15 protein-coding genes are annotated in these 17,605 nt (G+C 70.7%); 9 read left to right on the top strand and 6 right to left on the bottom strand.

The features are described 5' to 3' along the window. Positions 1–183 precede the first annotated feature (183 nt). The 4 genes from A6B37_RS13195 (at position 184) to A6B37_RS13180 (ending at position 3,806) form a co-directional block, all read left to right on the top strand. Entirely contained in the window at positions 184–1,317 is a 1,134-nt protein-coding gene (locus A6B37_RS13195; RefSeq protein WP_111826013.1) for an alpha-hydroxy acid oxidase, read from the top strand. A 32-nt stretch (positions 1,318–1,349) separates the two neighbouring features. Further along, on the top strand, positions 1,350–2,156 hold the full coding sequence (proC, locus tag A6B37_RS13190; protein WP_111826012.1) for a pyrroline-5-carboxylate reductase: 807 nt from the start codon (positions 1,350–1,352) through the stop codon (positions 2,154–2,156). 85 nt (positions 2,157–2,241) lie between these two features. After that, positions 2,242–2,967: a PadR family transcriptional regulator gene (locus A6B37_RS13185; RefSeq protein WP_111826011.1), complete on the top strand. Its 726-nt coding sequence runs from the start codon at positions 2,242–2,244 to the stop codon at positions 2,965–2,967. 23 nt (positions 2,968–2,990) lie between these two features. Next, positions 2,991–3,806 carry a siderophore-interacting protein gene (locus tag A6B37_RS13180; RefSeq protein WP_111826010.1) on the top strand — a complete coding sequence of 272 codons (816 nt, stop codon included), beginning with the start codon at positions 2,991–2,993 and terminating at the stop codon, positions 3,804–3,806. Positions 3,807–3,815: 9 nt separating this feature from the next. Here A6B37_RS13180 and A6B37_RS13175 read toward each other — a convergent pair whose 3' ends face one another. Then, positions 3,816–4,694, bottom strand: coding sequence for a LysR family transcriptional regulator (locus A6B37_RS13175; RefSeq protein ID WP_102773373.1), 879 nt, complete (start codon positions 4,692–4,694; stop codon positions 3,816–3,818). 103 nt (positions 4,695–4,797) lie between these two features. Between A6B37_RS13175 and A6B37_RS13170 the strand changes: the two genes are divergently transcribed. Next, entirely contained in the window at positions 4,798–5,658 is an 861-nt protein-coding gene (locus A6B37_RS13170; protein ID WP_111826009.1) for an isocitrate lyase/PEP mutase family protein, read from the top strand. A 12-nt stretch (positions 5,659–5,670) separates the two neighbouring features. Here A6B37_RS13170 and A6B37_RS13165 read toward each other — a convergent pair whose 3' ends face one another. The 3 genes from A6B37_RS13165 to A6B37_RS13155 form a co-directional block, all read right to left on the bottom strand. Then, positions 5,671–8,547 (bottom strand): WG repeat-containing protein, encoded by a 2,877-nt coding sequence (locus A6B37_RS13165; RefSeq protein ID WP_111826008.1) that lies wholly within the window; start codon positions 8,545–8,547, stop codon positions 5,671–5,673. Beyond that, positions 8,544–11,711, bottom strand: coding sequence for a WG repeat-containing protein (locus tag A6B37_RS13160; RefSeq protein WP_111826007.1), 3,168 nt, complete (start codon positions 11,709–11,711; stop codon positions 8,544–8,546). The genes A6B37_RS13165 and A6B37_RS13160 overlap by 4 nt, the downstream gene beginning before the upstream one ends. 127 nt (positions 11,712–11,838) lie before the next feature. After that, complete coding sequence (locus A6B37_RS13155) at positions 11,839–12,219, bottom strand: cupin domain-containing protein (protein WP_102773377.1); 381 nt, start codon at positions 12,217–12,219, stop codon at positions 11,839–11,841. Between the two features lie 74 nt (positions 12,220–12,293). Here A6B37_RS13155 and A6B37_RS13150 point away from each other — a divergent pair, with 74 nt between their 5' ends. From A6B37_RS13150 to A6B37_RS13135, 4 genes are all read left to right on the top strand, one after another. Continuing rightward, positions 12,294–12,548 carry a DUF3596 domain-containing protein gene (locus tag A6B37_RS13150; protein WP_102773378.1) on the top strand — a complete coding sequence of 85 codons (255 nt, stop codon included), beginning with the start codon at positions 12,294–12,296 and terminating at the stop codon, positions 12,546–12,548. Beyond that, positions 12,545–13,093 (top strand): ureidoglycolate lyase, encoded by a 549-nt coding sequence (locus A6B37_RS13145; protein ID WP_111826006.1) that lies wholly within the window; start codon positions 12,545–12,547, stop codon positions 13,091–13,093. Before A6B37_RS13150 ends, A6B37_RS13145 begins: the two co-directional genes overlap by 4 nt. Before the next feature lie 62 nt (positions 13,094–13,155). Then, on the top strand, positions 13,156–14,622 hold the full coding sequence (locus A6B37_RS13140; RefSeq protein ID WP_111826005.1) for a DUF1254 domain-containing protein: 1,467 nt from the start codon (positions 13,156–13,158) through the stop codon (positions 14,620–14,622). A gap of 4 nt (positions 14,623–14,626) precedes the next feature. Continuing rightward, positions 14,627–15,556 (top strand): LysR family transcriptional regulator, encoded by a 930-nt coding sequence (locus A6B37_RS13135; protein ID WP_111826004.1) that lies wholly within the window; start codon positions 14,627–14,629, stop codon positions 15,554–15,556. A 10-nt stretch (positions 15,557–15,566) separates the two neighbouring features. Here the strand turns inward: A6B37_RS13135 and A6B37_RS13130 are convergent, their stop codons facing one another. Together A6B37_RS13130 and A6B37_RS13125 are read right to left on the bottom strand one after the other, a co-directional pair. Then, entirely contained in the window at positions 15,567–16,382 is an 816-nt protein-coding gene (locus tag A6B37_RS13130) for an SDR family oxidoreductase (protein WP_111826003.1), read from the bottom strand. 20 nt (positions 16,383–16,402) lie between these two features. Beyond that, positions 16,403–17,602, bottom strand: a complete 1,200-nt coding sequence (locus A6B37_RS13125; RefSeq protein WP_111826002.1) for an ABC transporter substrate-binding protein — start codon at positions 17,600–17,602, stop codon at positions 16,403–16,405. Between the last annotated feature and the right edge of the window lie 3 nt (positions 17,603–17,605).

Genomic DNA, 17,605 nt, shown 5'->3' with positions numbered 1-17,605 from the left:
TTGCAATTGACTTTAGGGTATGTCCTAGGCTTGCGCGCCGCTCGCCCAGGCCCGTGCGCCGGGCGTAATCGCGGATTAGTGGCGATCCGGATTGCGGCGCCCAAAATGATCGAAATACAATTATATTATTCTGTATTCGATTTATTTTAAACACCGCCAGGCCATGGAAAACAAGGAACTGCAATGCTGCCGTGCGTGATGGACTATCGGCGCCACGCGCAAAAACGCCTGCCCTGGCTGGCGTTCGATTACCTCGAAGGCGGGGCGGAGGACGGCCTGACGATGGCGCGCAACGTATCGGCCTACGCCGCGCTGGAATTCCGCCCGGACGTGCTGGTCGACGTCTCCGAATGCCGGCTGGAAACGCCGCTGCTGGGCGCCACCGCCGCCATGCCGGCCGCCGTCGGCCCCACCGGCCTGAACGGGCTGTTCTGGCCCGACGCCGACGTCCACCTGGCGCGCGCCGCGCACCGGGCCGGCCTGCCCTTCGTGCTGTCGACCGCGTCCACTTCCCTGCTGGAAGACGTGCGCGCGGCGACCTCCGGCGAGCTCTGGCTGCAGCTCTACGTGCAGCGCGACCGCCGCATCGCCGAGCACCTGATGGACCGCGCCTGGCAGAACGGCTATACCGTGCTGTTCCTGACCGTGGACGTGCCGGTCCACGGCAACCGCGACCACGACAAGCGCAACGGCTTCAAGCTGCCGCTGCGGCCGTCGCCGCGCCTGCTGCTGGACCTGGCCGCGCATCCGGGCTGGTGCTGGCGCATGCTGCGCCACGGCGGCCCGCAGTTGAAGAACCTGGCCGTCAGCTCCAACGCGCGAGAGAACATCACCGAACAGGCCTCGGCGCTCAGCCGCCAGATGGACCTGGCGCTGAGCTGGGACGACGTCGCCTGGCTGCGCCGCGTCTGGCGCGGGCGCATCGTCATCAAGGGCATCCAGGGGCTGGCCGACGCGCGCCGCGCCCGGGCGCGCGGCGTCGACGGCATCGTCCTGTCCAACCACGGCGGCCGCCAGCTCGAAAGCGCGCCATGCCCGCTGGAAATCCTGCCGGAGGTGGCGGCCGAACTGGGACGCTCGCTGGAAATCATGGTCGACGGCGGCGTGCGCCGCGGCAGCGATATCGCCAAGGCGGTGGCGCTGGGCGCGCGCGCCGTGCTGCTGGGCCGCGCGCCGCTGTACGGCCTGGCGGGCCGCGGGCCGGCAGGTGCGCACGAGGTGCTGGCGATTCTGCGCACCGAACTCGAAAACACCCTCAGGCTGCTGGGCCGCAGCCGCATCGACGCCCTGAACGCGGGCGCGGTGCGGCGGCGCTGAGCTCCAGGCTTGCAACCTTCATCGGAACATCCATGCGCGAAAAAATCGTTTTCATCGGCGGCGGCAACATGGCCTCGGCCATCATCGACGGCCTGCTCGGCCAGGGCAGGGCGTTGGAAGACTTCCTGGTGGTGGAGCCCTACGCGCCCACGCGCGAGGCCCTGGCCGCGCGCGGCCTGGCCTGCGTGGAGCTGCCCGGTCCCGGCCTGGGCGACGCCGCGCTGTGCGTGCTGGCCACCAAGCCGCAGGTGCTGCGCGAGGCCTGCGCGCAGGTCCGGCGTCATCTGCCGGCCGAGGCCGTCGTGGTCAGCATCGCGGCCGGCGTCGAACTGGCCGCGCTGTCGGACTGGCTGGGCGGCCATGCTCGCATCGTGCGCGCCATGCCGAACACGCCGGCCAAGGTGGGCCTGGGCATGACGGGTCTGTACGCCACGCCGGCCTGCGGGCCGCGCGAACGCGCGCTGGCCGACGCCCTGTTCGCGGCGGTGGGCGAACGCATCTGGACCGCCAGCGAAGCCATGATCGACGCCGTCACCGCGGTGACCGGCAGCGGGCCGGGCTACGTCTTCCATTTCATGGCCGCGCTGGAGCAGGGCGCGGTCGAACTGGGCTTCGCGCCCGCCGAAGCGCGCCGGCTGGCGGTATCGGCGTTTCGCGGCGCGGCCGCGCTGGCCGCCGCCGAAGACGCCGCCTTGTCCGAGCTGCAGGACCGCGTCACCTCCAAGGGCGGCACCACCCACGCGGCCCTGTCGCACATGCGCGAAGCCGGCGTGGCCGAGGCGATCGCCCGGGCCGTGCATTGCGCCCGGCAACGCGCGCGGGAACTGGCCGCGGGATAGGGCGCCCGCGCCCCGGGCTTGACGGAAGGCCTATCGGAACTATATCGTACGATATATATCGTAAGATACGTTCCGAGGAGGTCCCATGCGTCAACCCCAATTCCTGACCGCGTTCCCGCGCGGCCCGCGCCGCGCGCGGAACAAGGCTCACGAGGCCGTGCGGCCGCAAGACCACGACGGCCGCCACGCCCATCACCAGCGCCATGCCGGCGCGGGCAGCGACTGGTTCTCCGGCCCGCCCGGCGGGCGCGGCGAGCCGGACGGCCTGGGCGGCGACGGCGGCGGCTGGAACCGCAGCCGCAAGGTCTCGGGCGACGACCTGCAGCTGATGCTGCTGGGCCTGCTGGAACAGAATCCCAGCCACGGCTATGAACTCATCAAGGCGCTGGGCGCGCTCAGCAACGGCTTCTACACGCCCAGCCCCGGCATGGTCTATCCGGCGCTGACCTATCTGGAAGAGCTGGGCTACGCCACGGTCGAGCAGGCCGGCGCCAAGAAGCGCTACCACCTGGCGCCGGCGGGGCGCGAGCGCCTGGACGCCAACCGCGAGCGCCTGTCGCTCATGTTCAACAAGTTCAAGCACGTGGCGCGCAAGATGGACTGGATGCGCCAGGCCTGGAGCGGCCAGCCGCGCAGTACCGGCCCGGAGGGCGAGGACGCCGCCACCGGCTGGCTGCCGGAATTCGTCGAGGCCCGCCAGGCGCTCAAGCGCGCGCTGCTCGAACGCACCGACGCTGCGCCCAAGGAACAGCGGCGCATCGCGGCCATCCTGGCGCGCGCCACGGCGGAAATCACGGGCTCCTGTTCCTGATTCCGTACCTTCCTGGAGTATCCATGACCCGCACCGACCTCAATGTCGAACGCGTCCGCCACGAACTGAAGGCGCGCGTGCTGACCGTGGCGCACGTCGAGCGCATCGCGGGCCTGCTGGCCCGCGTCACCTTCACCGGCGACGACCTGCACGACTTCGTCTCCGCCTCGTTCGACGACCACGTGAAGCTTTTCTTTTCGCCCGACCCTTCGCTGCCGCCGGTCCTGCCCAGCTTCGGCCCGGACGGCATCAAGTTCCCCGAAGGCGCGCCCCGTCCAGCCGCGCGCGACTACACCCCGCGCCGTTATGACGCGGCGCGCAGGGAACTCGTAATCGACTTCGTGCTGCACGGCGACGGCCCCGCCTCGACCTGGGCCGAGCAGGCCGCGCCCGGCCAGCGGCTGGGCATAGCCGGGCCGCGCGGTTCCTTCGTGGTGCCCACGGGCTTTGACTGGCACCTGCTGATCGGCGACGAAACCGCCTTGCCCGCCATCGCGCGCCGCCTGGAAGAGCTGCCCGAGACCGCGCAGGCGCTGGTCCTGATCGAAGTGCCGCATGCCGCCAACGAGATCGCGCTGGCCAGCCCCGGGCGCGCGACGGTCCGCTGGCTGCACCGCGACGGCGCGGCGTCCGGCGACGGCGCCGCGCTGCTGGACGCGGCGCGCGAACTGCGTTTGCCGCCGGGCGAAGGCTATGTGTGGATCGCGGCCGAGTCCGCCGTGGCCAGGGCGCTGCGCGAAATCATGGTGGCGGGCCATGGCGTGGACAAGCGCCGCATCCGCGCCGCCAGCTACTGGAAGCGCGGCGCGGCCGCCGTGCACGAGTCGCACGAAGACTGAACGGCGGCCTCAGGCCGCGGCCAGCGCCAGCAGGTTGCGCACGCGCGCGCCCGCGCCGGGCTGGCGCACCGCCAGGCCCAGCACGGCGCGCGGCCAGTCCAGCGCGAACGGACGGTACACCACGCCGTCGGGGCGCAGATGGCGCAGCGAATCCGGCACGATCGCCACGCCCATGCCCGCCGCCACCAGGTTCACCGCCGAAGACAGCTGCGGCGCGCGCTGGCCGATGCTGGGGTTGAGCCCCTGCTGCCGGCAGGCCGCCATGATGTCCGCGCTCAGCCCGTAACCTGACTTGCGCGAATACAGAATGAAGCGCTCGCGCGCCAGGTCGGCGGGCGCCAGTTGCGCCGCGCCGGCCAGGCGATGGCCCAGCGGCAGCGCCACCACCAGCGGCTCCTGCGCCAGCTGCGTGAAGGCCAGTCCGCCGTCCAGCGCGAAGGGCGGCCGCACGAAGGCCGCGTCTATCGCGCCGCTGCGCAGCTGCGCCACCAGCGTTTCGCTATCGCCTTGCGACAGCGTCATCTCCACTTCCGGATAGCGTTGGCGGTATTGCCGGATCAGCCCGGTCACCACGCCGTTGAACGAAGCCGATTCCGTGAACCCCAACGTCAGCTCGCCGACCTCGCCGCGCGCCGCCCGCTGCGCGGTCAGCACCGCCGCCTGGGCGCGCTGCAGGATGTCCTGCGCGCAGGCCAGGAAGGCGCGGCCCGCGTCGTTCAGCGCCACGCCCCGGCCGTTGCGGTCGAACAGCGGCGTGCCGACTTCCTGCTCCAGCTGGCGGATCTGCTGCGACAGCGGCGGCTGCGCCATGCCCAGTTGTTCGGCGGCGCGGGTGAAGTGTTCGGCCTCGGCGGTGGCGACGAAATAACGCAGGTGGCGCAGTTCCATATCGGTATCTAGAAAGTATTAATTATCAATTTTCCATATATTGGACATTCTAGTGCCGCGGAACGATCATGGACGCATCCGATACGTCCTTCAAGGAATCCGCATGAACGCCCCAGTCAAACCCAGCACCCTGTTGCGCCAGCGCCTGGCCGCCGACGTCGTCGTGGCGCCCGGCGCCTATGACGGCATGTCGGCCCGCCTGGTGGCCGCGGCCGGCTTTCCGGCGGTCTACGCCAGCGGCGGCGCCATCGCGCGCGCCGCGGGCTACCCCGACATCGGCCTGCTGAGCTTTACCGAAGTGATGGACCGCGTGGAAAAAATCGTCGACGCCAGCGGGCTGCCGGTGGTGGCCGATGCCGACACCGGCTTCGGCGGGTCGGCCAACGTCGAGCGCACCGTGCGCATCATGGAGCGCGCCGGCGTGGCCGCCTTCCACATCGAGGACCAGTCGTTTCCCAAGCGCTGCGGCCACCTGGACGACAAGAGCCTGGTCGACGTGGAGGAAATGTGCCGCAAGGTGCACATCGCGCGCCAGACCGTGAGCGACCCCGACGCGCTGGTGATCGCGCGCACCGACGCCATCGCGGTCGAGGGCTTCGACGCCGCGCTGGCGCGCGCGCAGCGCTACGTGGAAGCGGGCGCCGACATGCTGTTCGTGGAAGCGCCCGAGACGCGGGAGCAGATCCAGGCCATCGCCGAGCGCCTGCCCGGCCTGAAGCTCATCAACATGTTCTACGGCGGCAAGACGCCGCTGGTGCCGCTGCCCGAACTGGCGGCAATGGGCTATCGCCTGGTCATCATTCCGTCGGACCTGCAGCGCGCCGCCATCCATGCCATGCAGGCCACGCTGGCGGCCATCCGCCAGACCGGCGACAGCAGCGCCCTGGCCGAGCGCCTCACCAGTTTCAAGGAGCGCGAGGAGATCGTGCAGACCCGCCGCTACCTGGCGCTGGACGCGCAATAGCGGCGGGGGGCGCTATCCGGGGCAGCGCCGCGGCAGGGTCAGCGGCCACAGCCGCTGGCCGTACGAGCCGTACAGCGTGCGCACGCCGCATTCCATCGCCACGCGCGCCACCGGCCTGCCGGTGCGGTCGATGATGGAAGACCATTCCATGGTCGAGACCACGGCGCGCCCGTCCCGGAACGGCGAGACGGTTTCGTAGGCGGGCAGCAGCGCCATCTCGCCGGCGGCGTTGACGTAGCCATAGGCGCTGTCGGCGTAGACCGGCGCCAGGCCCTCGCTCAGGCGGCCCAGCGCATCGAACGCGGGTCCGGTGAGCGCGCCGCGGGCGTCGACCGCGCGCATCGCGCGGCTCGACAGCTGCGACACGGCATAGCCTTCCGAGTAGGCCGACGCAAGGCCCTCGGCGCTCACGCGGACCTTGCCGTCCAGGCCGACGTAGTCGGTCTTCTGCCTGCCCTGGTCGATGTAGCGCCGCAGCAGCGTGGGCGAGCCGGCCGGCCAGCTCCAGTCGCCATCGGGCAGGACGGCGACGGTCTTGCCCTGCGCGTCGATCACGCGGTCGCCGTCGTCGTCGCTCACCAGTGCGCGGGCCGGCGCGCCGCGGAAGGTGCCGCCGATCACGGCGGCGGGCGCGATCTGCCACCGGCCCTGCGCGTCCAGATAGCCGCTGCGCAGGGCGCGGCGGATCTCCATCCAGTCGCCCAGGCGGGTGTAGCGCGCATCCTCCATGTCCAGCGCGTCGGCGCCGTCGGGCGAGATGATCCAGCGGCGCTTGCCGTCGTCGGCGGTAATGGCGCCGGTCTCGTCGGCGTGGGCCTGCAGGTTGGGCAGGAAGGCGGTCAGCGCGCGGCCCTCGGCGTTGAACAGGGCGGAGGGGCGTTTGTATTCCTCCTGCTGCGGGCCGGCCTGCTGCACCTGCCACAGCTGCGCGTTGACGCGCCTGGCGGCATGGTGGCTGGCCGGCACGATCCAGCGGCCCTGCAGGTCGATGACGCCGCTGCGGTCCGGCCCCAGCGAGGCCACGGCCTGGCCGTGCTCGAATTCGCCGATGCTGCGATAGCGCGCCTCGGCGATGACCTTGCCGGCCACGAAGTCGTACAGGCCCCAGGGCGCGTCCTCGGCCGCGGTCTCCACGAAACGCACCACGCCGGGCGCGACGATTTCCGTGTCGAAGTAACCCGCCGGCAGCGCATAGGCCTTGCCGTCGCGGTCGATCATGCGGCTTGCGCCGCCGCCGTAGGCCAGCGCATAGCCGTGGCGGAATTCCCCGATGTATTGCTGCGCGGGCAGGTCGATGGGCTTGCCGGCCGCGTCCAGCAGGCGCATGCCGTCGGCCGTGTGGGCGGCGTAGCGCAGGTGCCGCGCCTCCAGTCCTGCGGGCGGCTCGCCGTCGTACCGGCCGACGACGTCCAGCGGGGTCACCTCGGTCCAGGCGGCGTCGCTCACGATGCTGCCGTCGGCCAGCACCAGGCCGGCGCCGGTCTCGGTGTTGCAGTGGCAGTAGCCGTGGCTGAGCAGGCCCAGCGGGCCGCCGGGCATGTCCAGCGCCAGCGGCCGCAGCGCCATCTGCTGCGCGGCCTCGACCGTCTCGGGCTTGAGCAGCGCGCGGCCATCGGCGTCGATCACGTTGAGCAGGCGGGTGTCCTGGAACAGCCACAGCCTGCCCTGGCGCACCTCCATGCGGCTGAACTCGCCCAGCCAGGCCGGCGCGCGGTCGCCGTACAGCCAGGCGCCGGAGGGCGTCAGCAGCCCGGCCGACGTGTTTTGCGCGTCGGTGAAACGCACATAGCCGTCCAGATCGCCGACGACGGCCAGGTCCGCGCCCAGCTCCACCGGTTCGCCGCGGCCCGGAATCAAGGCCATCACCTTGTTGCCGGAGGGATAGAGCAGCGTGTCGCCAAAGCGCTGCGAACCATAGGCCTGATCGCCCTTGAGCCTGGCCACGGGCTTGCCCGCGGCGTCCAGCACCGCATAGCTGCCGCGCTCCAGCTCGGCGCTCCAGAATGCATTGCCCAGTTGCCTCAGTTCGCGGTAGCGCTGGCCCTCGTCCAGCACCGACCGGCCCTGCGGGTCCAGCAATTCCGCGCCGCGCGGCCCGTAGGCCAGGGCCAGCGCGCCTTCCTCGGACGGCTCCAGGATGTCGTCGTAGACCGGCTCCAGCGCCCAGTTCCACTGGCCGTCCACCAGGCCGTAGCGGCCCTCGTCGTTGCGCGCCACGTACAGCTGCTTGCCATAGGCGCGGATCAGATGGATGCCGGCGTCGCCGTAGCGGCGCTCGCCGCTGGCGGAGCGGTACTCCAGCTTGTATTCCAGCGTGGCCAGGGCCGGCACGCCGTCCTGCAGGCGCAGCGAGGCCACGCTTTCGTCCAGCGGCTCGCCCACGTAATTGCCCTGGCGGTCGATCAGATGGTGGCGGCCGTCCAGCGTGGCCACGGCCAGGCCGGCCTGCGTGAAGTTCTGCACGGCGTCGAACTGCGGGCGCACCGCCATGCGGCCGCGCGTGTCGATGAAACCCCAGCGGCCCTGCCACTTGACGGCGGCCAGGCCGTGGCGGAAGTCGCCCACGGCCTCGAATATCGGGTCGATCGCCAGCCTGCCGTTCTGGTCCAGGAAGCCCCAGGCATGGCGGCGCAGCGACCGGTCGCCGGGCGCCGGGCCGGCGCTTTTCAGTGCGCTGGGCAGCAGCACCGCCGCGCGCTTGTCCGACAGCGTGCGGATGCAGCCGTTGGCGTAGGGGCTGCCGGCGCTCGTGTCCAGTTCGGCGTAGCTGTCGTACGGGGCGTTCTCCAGGCAGCCGGCGTCTCCGTACTGCGCGTGGGCGGACAGGGACGCGCCCAGCGCGGCCAGCGCGCAGGCGAGACGGGTGATGCTGAATGCGCGTGACTTCATTGTTGTTCCGCTTTGGCGTTGTCGGGGGCGAGCTCGAACTTCCCGGCCGCGGGGCAGCTCATCTTCTGCTGCGGCCAGCTGATGCGGCCGAGGCGGTCCAGGATGGTCAGCGTGTCGCAGACCATGACGAAGGTCGCCAGCGGTTCTCCCTTTGTGTCGATGAACTGCGTGTATCCGTCCTGGCGCACCAGCGCGCGTTCCTCGTGGAAGTCGCCGGCCCACGAGAACAGCGGCGGGATCGCATAGCGCCCGCTCAGGTCGATGTAGCCGAACTGCTTGCCGGTACGCTGCTTGCGCTGCGCCACGGCCAGGCCGTTCCTGAGCGGTCCCAGCCAGTCGAAGTGCGGCCCCACGATGCGCTTGCCGGCGGCGTCGACGAAGCCGTAGCGGTCGTTGCCGCCGTCGCCGCTGTAGGGCACCACGCCTTCGCTGGCGAAGCGATAGCGCACGCTGTAGCTGCCGGGCACGCGCGCGATCTCGTTGCCGCGCAGGTCCGTCATGACGCTGCCGCCGTCGTTCTGGTACGCGATGCGCTGCATGCCGGCCAGCGGCGTGCCGTCGCCGCGGCCATCCAGCAGCGTCTTGCCGTTCTGGTCGATCAGGCGGTAGCCGGCGCCGTCGTAGGCGCGCGCCAGGCCTTCGGGCTGCACGAAGAAGGGATTGAATTCGCCATACAGGGCGGGCACCTTCAGCTCGCCGCGGGCGTCGATGGCGCCTTCGCGCTCGTCGCCCTCCATGTAGATCCAGTCGCCGTACACCTCGTTGCGGCGCTGCCGGCTGTCGGCCAGGCGCAGGCCCGCGCCGTCCGCGTCGAACAGCATCAGGCCGGCGTCCTCCAGCTCGGCGATGTAGCGTCCGTCCTTCAGGGCGGTGGGCTTATTGGCCAGCGCCGGGCTGGACTTGCCGCTGCGCAGGTTGACGAGCCGGTAGCCGCGCGACGAGTCGGAAGCGCGCGGGCCGGTGTCGGGAACCAGCATGAGGCCATTGCCCAGGTATTCCAGTTCGTACGCGCTCTGGTAGGCGGGGCGCAGCGCCCATCGCCCCTTGCTGTCGATCACGCCCCACTGGCCCCGTTCCTGCACCAGGGCCCAGCCGTCGCGGAACGCTTCGATGCCGTCGTACACCGGCTTGAGCACCGGCGCGCCGGCGCGCAGGTTCCAGACGCCCCAGCGGCGTTCGCGGTTCTCGTCCGGCGCGCGGTAGTGGAGCATGTCGCCGTCCAGGCCCTCGGCGCCGTCGAGCACCGCGTCGGGCACGGCCACGGTCTTGCCCCGGGCGTCGATCAGCACCTCCTCGCCGCGCTGCGAGCCCGCCGGCCGCGCCCAGGCGTAACCGCCGCGGAACGGGCGCAGATTGCCGAAGCGCGGCGGGACCGCCCACTTGCCCGCCGCGTCGATCGCGCCGGCCTTGCCTTCGCGGGTGCGCACCGGCAAGGGCATGGACACGTCATAGGCCGAGATGTCGTCCCAGTCCGCGTTGGTCACGATCTTGCCGGCCGGCGTCAGGATGCCGATGGGCTGCCCATAGGCATGCGGACGCAGCAGCGCCAACGGCATCGGGGCCGTGCCGGCGGCGCCGCGCCTGCTTTCGTCGCGGCGGCTGAAGGCGGTGACGTCGTAGGCCCGCAGCCGCGCGACGGTGGCGTCGTCCAGCAGCGGCCTGCCGTCGGCGGCGTAGATCTGCACCAGCCCGCCCTGGCTGATTTCCGCGCCGCTGGCCGCGGCGGCGGCCGCGGCTTCGGCGGCTGCCGCCGCCGCATCGGCCGCGTCGGCGGCATCGGCGGCCGCTCCCGCCTCGGACGCCGCCGAGACCGGCGGCATGGGAATCATCGGCGGCGGCGGCGCGTCGGCCGGCGCCGCCGCCGGGATGGCGGCGTCGCTTGCGATCATCGCGCCCGCGTCGTCGGCTGCCGGTTCGCCGCCGATGTCCTCGGCGGCTTCGGCTTCGACCGGGGCGGAGGCGTCCTCGGCCCGGGCCACCGCGTCCTGGCCCGGCTGTTCGGCGGCCTGGGCCTGCGGGGCGTTGCCGGGCTGGGCGCCGGAGATCCAGGCCTGGCCCTCGCGCACGTCCACGCGGCCCTGGCCGACGGGCACCCGGATCAGCCTGTCGGCGGCGTCGATCAGCAGCACGAGGTCGTCGTCGACCATGAAGCGCCAGCCTTCGCGATCCTGCACGCCGGCGTAAGGAGATTTGAAGCGATGCAGCACCTGGCGCTGGCCGTCCAGCAGCTGGGCCGGCCCGCCGTCGTCGGGACGGGCCAGCCACAGGCCGGGCGCCACAGACTGCAATTGCCGGTAGCGCTCGGAAGAAAGCGCCAGGCCGGCCGCGTCCACGAACAGCCAGCGCTCGTCGCGGCGCACCGCCAGAAGCGCGCCGTCGCGCAACGGCGGCTCCTGCGACTGCAGGGCCTGCGGCGTCACGGCCCAGCCGCCCGCCTGGTCCAGCAGCCCCCACCAGCCGCCATAGCGCGTGTCGCGCAACTGGGCCGGCAGATAGCCGCCGGTCGGCGCCGCCAGCCGCATCACGCCTTCGGGCAGCGTGGCCGCCTTGCCGGTCGCGACGTTGAACAGCCGCGGCGGCTGCGGGATTTCCATCGCCGCCAGCTTCTGGCCCGGCCGGAAACCCCAGCTGCGCGCGCCCAGCGCAAAGGTCTTGAGCGTCTTGCCCTGGCGGTCGATCAGCACGTCGCGGCCGTCCGCTTCCACCACCGCGCTGCCTTCGGCGTTGAAGCCGCTGGCGCGCGCGTAACGGGGTTCGATGGCCCAGCGGCCGCCGCGGTCGATATAGCCCCAGCGCCCGTCCTTGTTCACCGCGGCCAGGCCGTTCTGGAACGGCTCGGCCTCGTCATAGGCGGGCGCGATGGTCATGCGGCCCTGCTTGTCGAGGTAGCCCCAGCGGCCCGCGGCGTCGCCGGCCGAGCCGGTCAGCACCGCGGCCAGGCCTTCGCTGTAGGGCTGGTGGCATTCCGGACGCGCGCCCGGTTCGAAGAAGTCGCCGAGGCAGCGCGCGATCCAGCTGGATTGCGCCTGGGCCGGCGCCTGCACCGCGGCCAGGCTGGCCAGCGCCAGGGCGAGCGCCAGCGGCTTGAAGTCGAACGAGGCCCTCGCCGCGGGGCGGGGCGGGACGCAACCGCCGGAACGTAAGGGCCGGGCGCAATGCCGCATGGTCGTATGCCTGCCAAGAAGATGGGAAGGCAGCACTGTAACCACCCGTAGCAGGCAATAACTCGGGAAATGTAACCATCGAAAACCAAGCGTTAACAAGCGCCCGGTCTGCGCGGCGGCCGGCGCGCTACAGCGGGCGGTGCTGGGTGCCCCCGCCCATGGTCACGTGCAGCATGCGACAGGGCTCCAGCACCTTGACCGTGTGCCACGCGCCCTTGGGTATCACGTAGGCGTCGCCCGCCTGCATGCGGATTTTCTGGATGCCGGTGGGCCACTCCAGCTGCAGCTCGGCCGCGCCCGACAGCAGGCGCACGACCTCGTCGGCCTGCGGGTGCATTTCCCATTGCGGCCAGTCCGAGGCGAAGCTGAACTCCGACAGCAGCCAGCCGCGGCCGTAGCGATCGAGTTCCTCGGGCGGCTGCGACCAGAACGCGTCGCCGCCTTCGACGGTGGTGCTGGCGCCCGAGGCGTCCAGCAGGACATAGTGCGATGACAGATCCGTGGTCATAATGCGCTTCCTGAGAGGGGCGTCGGAACAGTGTAAAGCGATATCATGTCGCTCATCGGCAATGGGAGAGGACGATGCGGGAGACGGCGGCGCGCCAGGGATTCGACGGGGTCAGGCCCGCCTCGGAGTCTTCCATCGAGATCGGTTTCTTCCACCAGGGCCGGCATTGCGTCGAGCGCATCCGCGCCAAGCCCACCGCCGCCAATCTCAAGCGCGCCGCCGAACGGCGCGCGGCCATACTCGAGGCCATCGCGCGCGGCGAATTCGACTACGATGCCGAATTCCCGAAGCGCGCCCGCGCGGCCAAGCCAACACAGGGTTCCGCATGACGAGCAACGAGCAACTGGAAATCAATGTTCTGACGCCCGAGGCCTTCCGCCCCTATGGCTGGATGCTGGGCAAGCCCATCCCGGACGGCAACGGCGTGCCGCTGTACTCCAACGCGGCCACCGATTTCTGGCAGGAGCACCTGTTCAACACCGGCGCGGGCGGCGACGCCGAACTGCTGTGGGTCAACTACCGCAGCCGCTCGCTTGAAATCGACAGCCTCGAAAAACACCTGCTGACCCAGCAGGCCATCGTCCCGCTGACCGGCGAGATCATCCAGGTCGTGGCGCCCAGCGCCGCCGACGGCGGCCCGGACCTGTCCCAGGTCGCGGCTTTCCGGGTGCCGCAGGGGCAGGGCGTGTGCATGCGGCCCGGCTGCTGGCACGCCACGCGCGTGGCCGAGGCCGAAGTCACCTGCCTGATGTTGACCCGCCGTTCCACCACGCTGGACCTGATCCAGCACCTGACCACGGACGCCAGCGCCAGCGAAAGCGCGATCCAGGCCATTCCGGTCTTGCGGCTGGAAAGCCAGGTCCAGGAGGCCTGAGCAGCCGCGCGCGGCGATACGCGGGCCGGCCCGGCCCATCCCTCGAAATGTTGGAGCACTGAATGCGCAACCGTCAGATATGCACCGGCTTTTTCCTGGCAACCCGCCGCGGCCTGCGCCTGGCGGCCGCGGCTCTCCTGGCGGGCGCGCTGGCCGGCTGCAGTTTCCATTCGCCCGACGCCGCCAGCGGTTCGCATTCGGTCGGGATAGACGGCGTCACGGCGCAGCAGGCGCGCAGCATCGCGCGCGAGGCCTATCTGTACGGCACGCCCATGGTCGCCAGCTACCAGACCATGTACGCCTTCAGCATCGACAGGAACGGCCCGCAGTACAAGGGCCCGTTCAACACCATCAGCAGCATGGCGCGCGTCTATGCGCCCGAGGACAAGGCCTATGCGCCCAGCTCCGACACCGGCTACTCGTACGCGGCGCTGGACCTGCGCGCCGAGCCCGTGGTCGTCACCGTGCCGCCGATTGGCGGCGGGCGCTATTACGCGCTGCAGCTGATGGACCTGTACACGCACAATTTCGGCTATATCGGCAGCCGCAGCACCGGCAACGGCGGCGGGCGCTTCCTGGTGGCCGGTCCCGGCTGGAACGGCAAGACGCCGGCCGGCATCACCAAGGTGTTCCGGTCGGAAACCGAACTGGCCAACCTGGTGGGACGCACGCGGATCTACAGCGCCGCCGACGTGCCCAACGTCAAGCGCATCCAGTCCCGCTACAAGGTGCAGACGTTGTCTGCGTACCGCCGCCAGCGCGCGCCCGCCCCGGCGCCGGCGGTGGACTGGATCGCCGCCGAATCGCCGGCACAGCTGCGCAGCTCGCTGGAGTTCTACAACCAGTTCGCCTTCCTGCTGCAGTTCGCGCCCGAGCATGCCTCGGAGCGCTCGCTGCGCGCGCGTTTCGCCAGCATCGGCCTCGCGGCCGGCGAGCCGTTCGACGTCGGCAGGCTCAACCCGGCGCTGCGCCGCGCCCTGCAGGAAGGCATGCACGACGGCCAGAACGACATCGACAAAAAGCGCGAGGCCCTGCAGGGCAGGACCGACGGGCTTTACGGCGACCGCAAGTCGCTGGGCAATGACTACCTGGCGCGCGCCACCGGCGCGCAGGTCGGCCTGGGCGGCAGCGGACGCGAGGAGGCCATGTCCCCGGCGCTGGAAAAAGACAGCTACGGCCAGCAGCTCGACGGCCGCAACAAATACACGCTGCGCTTTCCGCCTCGCGGCCTGCCGCCGGTGCGCGCCTTCTGGTCCATGACCCTGTACCGGCTGCCCGACCAGCAGCTGGTGGCCAACCCCATCGGCCGCTACCAGATCAACGCGTCCATGTTGAGCCGACTCAAGCGCGACGCCGACGGCGGCATCACCCTCTACATCCAGCCGGAATCGCCGGGCAAGTCCCGGGAATCCAACTGGCTGCCGGCGCCGCAGGGGCCGTTCATGCTGGCCTTCCGGTACTACTGGCCCAGGCCGGCGATGCTGGACGGCAAGTGGACCCAGCCGGAGATCCAGCGGGCGCCGGGATAGCGGCATGAAGCGCAACTTCAACATCCACGATCTGCGCATCTTCTATACGGTGGTCATGGCCGGCTCGACCCGGCAGGCCGCGCAGATCATGCACCTGACGCAGCCGGCCGTCAGCCACGCCATCTCGCGCCTGGAGAGCGCCACCGGCGTGCAGCTCTTCGACCGTTCGTACAAGACCTTGCGGCCCACGGAGGCCGGGCAATACCTGTACAGCGAAGCCAAGTTCGTGCTGGACGAGCTGGTGCGCATCGACGAGGCCCTGCACAGCATCGAGCAGTTCGGCGGGCGCGGGCTGCGGATCGCGGCGTCGCCGGCGCTGGCATTGGGCTACGCGCCCGATGCGGTGCGGCGCTATCTGGACGCCAACGGCACGCGGCCGTTTTCCATCGACATCGAATCCTCGGTGCAGGCGATCAGCGCGGTCGAGACCATGCGCGCCGATTTCGGCCTGGGCGCCGTCCACCGCGACAGCGCGCGGCTGCGCTTCACGCCGTTTCTGCGCGCTGACGTCGTCGCCATCGCGCACCGCGACCATGCGCTGGCGCAGCGCGAAACCATCGCGGTGGCGGACATTCCGGCCGAGACCTACGTCAAGCCGCTGTGGTCCGACTACGTGGTGGCGCAGGGCGATATCGCGGATTCGCTGATCCTGCGCTCGGGCATGCGCGCGCACATGTCGCTGCTGCCGGGCACGGTGCGGGCCATGAAGGGCATCAGCCTGGTGAACGCGCTGTCGGCCTGGGACATCGCGGCCGCCTATCCCGACCTGGTGGTGCGCCCGCTGGCGTCGCGGCAGTGGTTCGAGTTCCTGCTCATCACGCGCAAGGAAGCGCAGAACCAGGAACTGGCCGAGCGGCTGCTGGACGCCCTGCGCGCCGCCGCCCAGGAGCGCCGCGCCGGCGTCTACGCGCAGGCCATCGAACTGGCGAGCTGAGCCGCCGGCCTTATTGCGGCGGCTGCCACGGCAGCGATTGCAGGTCGCCGTCGATGCTGATGGCCTGGCCGCTGATCATCGCGCCATAGGGGCTGGCCAGAAACAGCGCCATGTTGGCGATGTCGGCGGCGCGCACGAACTGGCCCAGGCTGACGCCGGCCAGCTCGAGCCGGGTTTCCTCCTCGACCGTCAGGCCCATGTTCCTGGCGCGCGCCTCGATCACCCGCTCGATGCGCGGGCCGGCCACCAGGCCCGGCAGCAGCGCATTGACGCGGATGCCGTAGCCGCCCAGTTCCATGGCGAGCGAACGGGTCAGCCCCACCACGCCCCATTTGGTCGCCGCGTAGGGCGTGCGCATCGGCACGCCCATGCGGCCGGCCACCGAGCTGACGTTGATGATGCTGCCGCCGCCGGCCGAACGCAGCGCCGGCAGCGCATGGCGCACGGTGTGGAACTGCGAGGCCAGGTTGATGCCCAGCGTCGCGTCCAGTTCCTGCGGCGCGATGTCGGCGATGCCGGCCGTGGGGCCGGCGATTCCGGCATTGTTGACCAGCACGTCCAGGCCGCCGAGCTGCGCCAGCGCGTCCTGCATGTAGCGGTCGATTTCCTCGCGCCGGCCGACGTCGGCGCGCGCGTTGGGGTGAGGGCAGGCGGCCAGCGCCTGCGCGTCCACGTCGCACACGTGCACGCGGGCGCCGCGTTCGGCGAACGCGGCGGCGATGGCCGCGCCGATGCCCGCGGCGCCCGCGGTCACGATGACGCGCCGGCCGGCAAGGTCGACCGGCAGCGCGGAAATATCGCCGGGAACGGAGTTCTTCATGCTCATGCCGCTTTCCTCGTACGGGTTCAGGGTTTCATCAGGCGGCAGGTGGATTCCTGCGGCGACGTGTAGACCTGGTCGCCCGGCACGCGCGCCACCAGCTTGTAATAGTCCCACGGCCCCTTGGATTCCGACGGCTTCTTCACCTGCATCAGGAACATGTCGTGCACCATCAGCCCGTCGGCGCGGATCTTGCCGTCCTTGGCGAAGAAATCGTTAACCGGATTGGCCCTGAGCCACTTCATGACGGTGTCGCCGTCGGTGCTGTCGGTGGCCGCGACCGCCTTCAGGTAGGTCGTGGCCGCGGAATAGTCGCCTGCCTGCAGCATCGTGGGCTTTTTCTTCATGCGCTCCTCGAAGCGCGCCGCCCACTGCCGCGAAGGTTCGTCCTGGTCCCAGTACCAGGCGGTGGTCAGGTACATGTCCTGGGCGGCCTGCAGGCCCAGCGCATGGACGTCGGAAATCAGCACCAGCAGCCCGGCCAGCTTCATCGCCGGCGTCAGGCCGAATTCGGCGGCGGCCTTGACCGCGTTGCTGGTGTCGCTGGCCGAATTCGCCAGCCCCAGCACCGTCGCGCCGGACGCCTGCGCCTGCAGGATGAAGGACGAGAAATCGGCCGCGTTCAGCGGATGGCGCACGCGGCCCTTGACCGAGCCGCCGTCGGCCTGCACCACCGCCGAGGCGTCGCGCTCCAGCGCATGGCCGAAAGCATGGTCCACCGTCAGGAAGTACCAGTCCTTGTTGCCTTCCTTCATCATGGCGCGGGCGGTGCCGCGCGCCAGCGACACCGTGTCGTAGGCGTAGTGCACGGTATAGGGCGTGCACTGCGCGTTGGTCAGCTCCGAGGCGCCCGCGCTCACCACGAAGAACGGCGTCTTCTTTTCCTCGGCCACTTTCGCCATGGCCAGCGCCGCCGCCGAATTGGCGCCGGCGACCAGCATGTTCACGCCCTTCTGGTCCAGCCATTCGCGGGCGCGCGACGACGCGATGTCGGCGCGGTTCTGGTGGTCGGCCACCAGCACTTCCACCTTCTTGCCGGCCACCGTGCCGCCCATGTCCGCCACCGCCATCTTGATGGCCTCGGCGCCGCCCGGACCGTCGGCGTCCGCCGACAGCCCCGACATGTCGGTGATGAATCCGATGCGGATCACGCCGTCGTCGGCCTGGGCCGCGCCGGCCGTCGCAAACAGCGCCGCCAGGGCGGCCGCGCACAGGTTTTTTTTCATGGT

Source organism: Achromobacter sp. HZ01 (genome assembly GCF_003267925.1).
Classification (GTDB): Bacteria; Pseudomonadota; Gammaproteobacteria; order Burkholderiales; family Burkholderiaceae_B; genus Achromobacter; species Achromobacter pulmonis_A.
The sequence above is the reverse complement of the archived record's forward strand: the minus strand, read 5'-3'. Positions and strand labels throughout refer to the sequence as shown.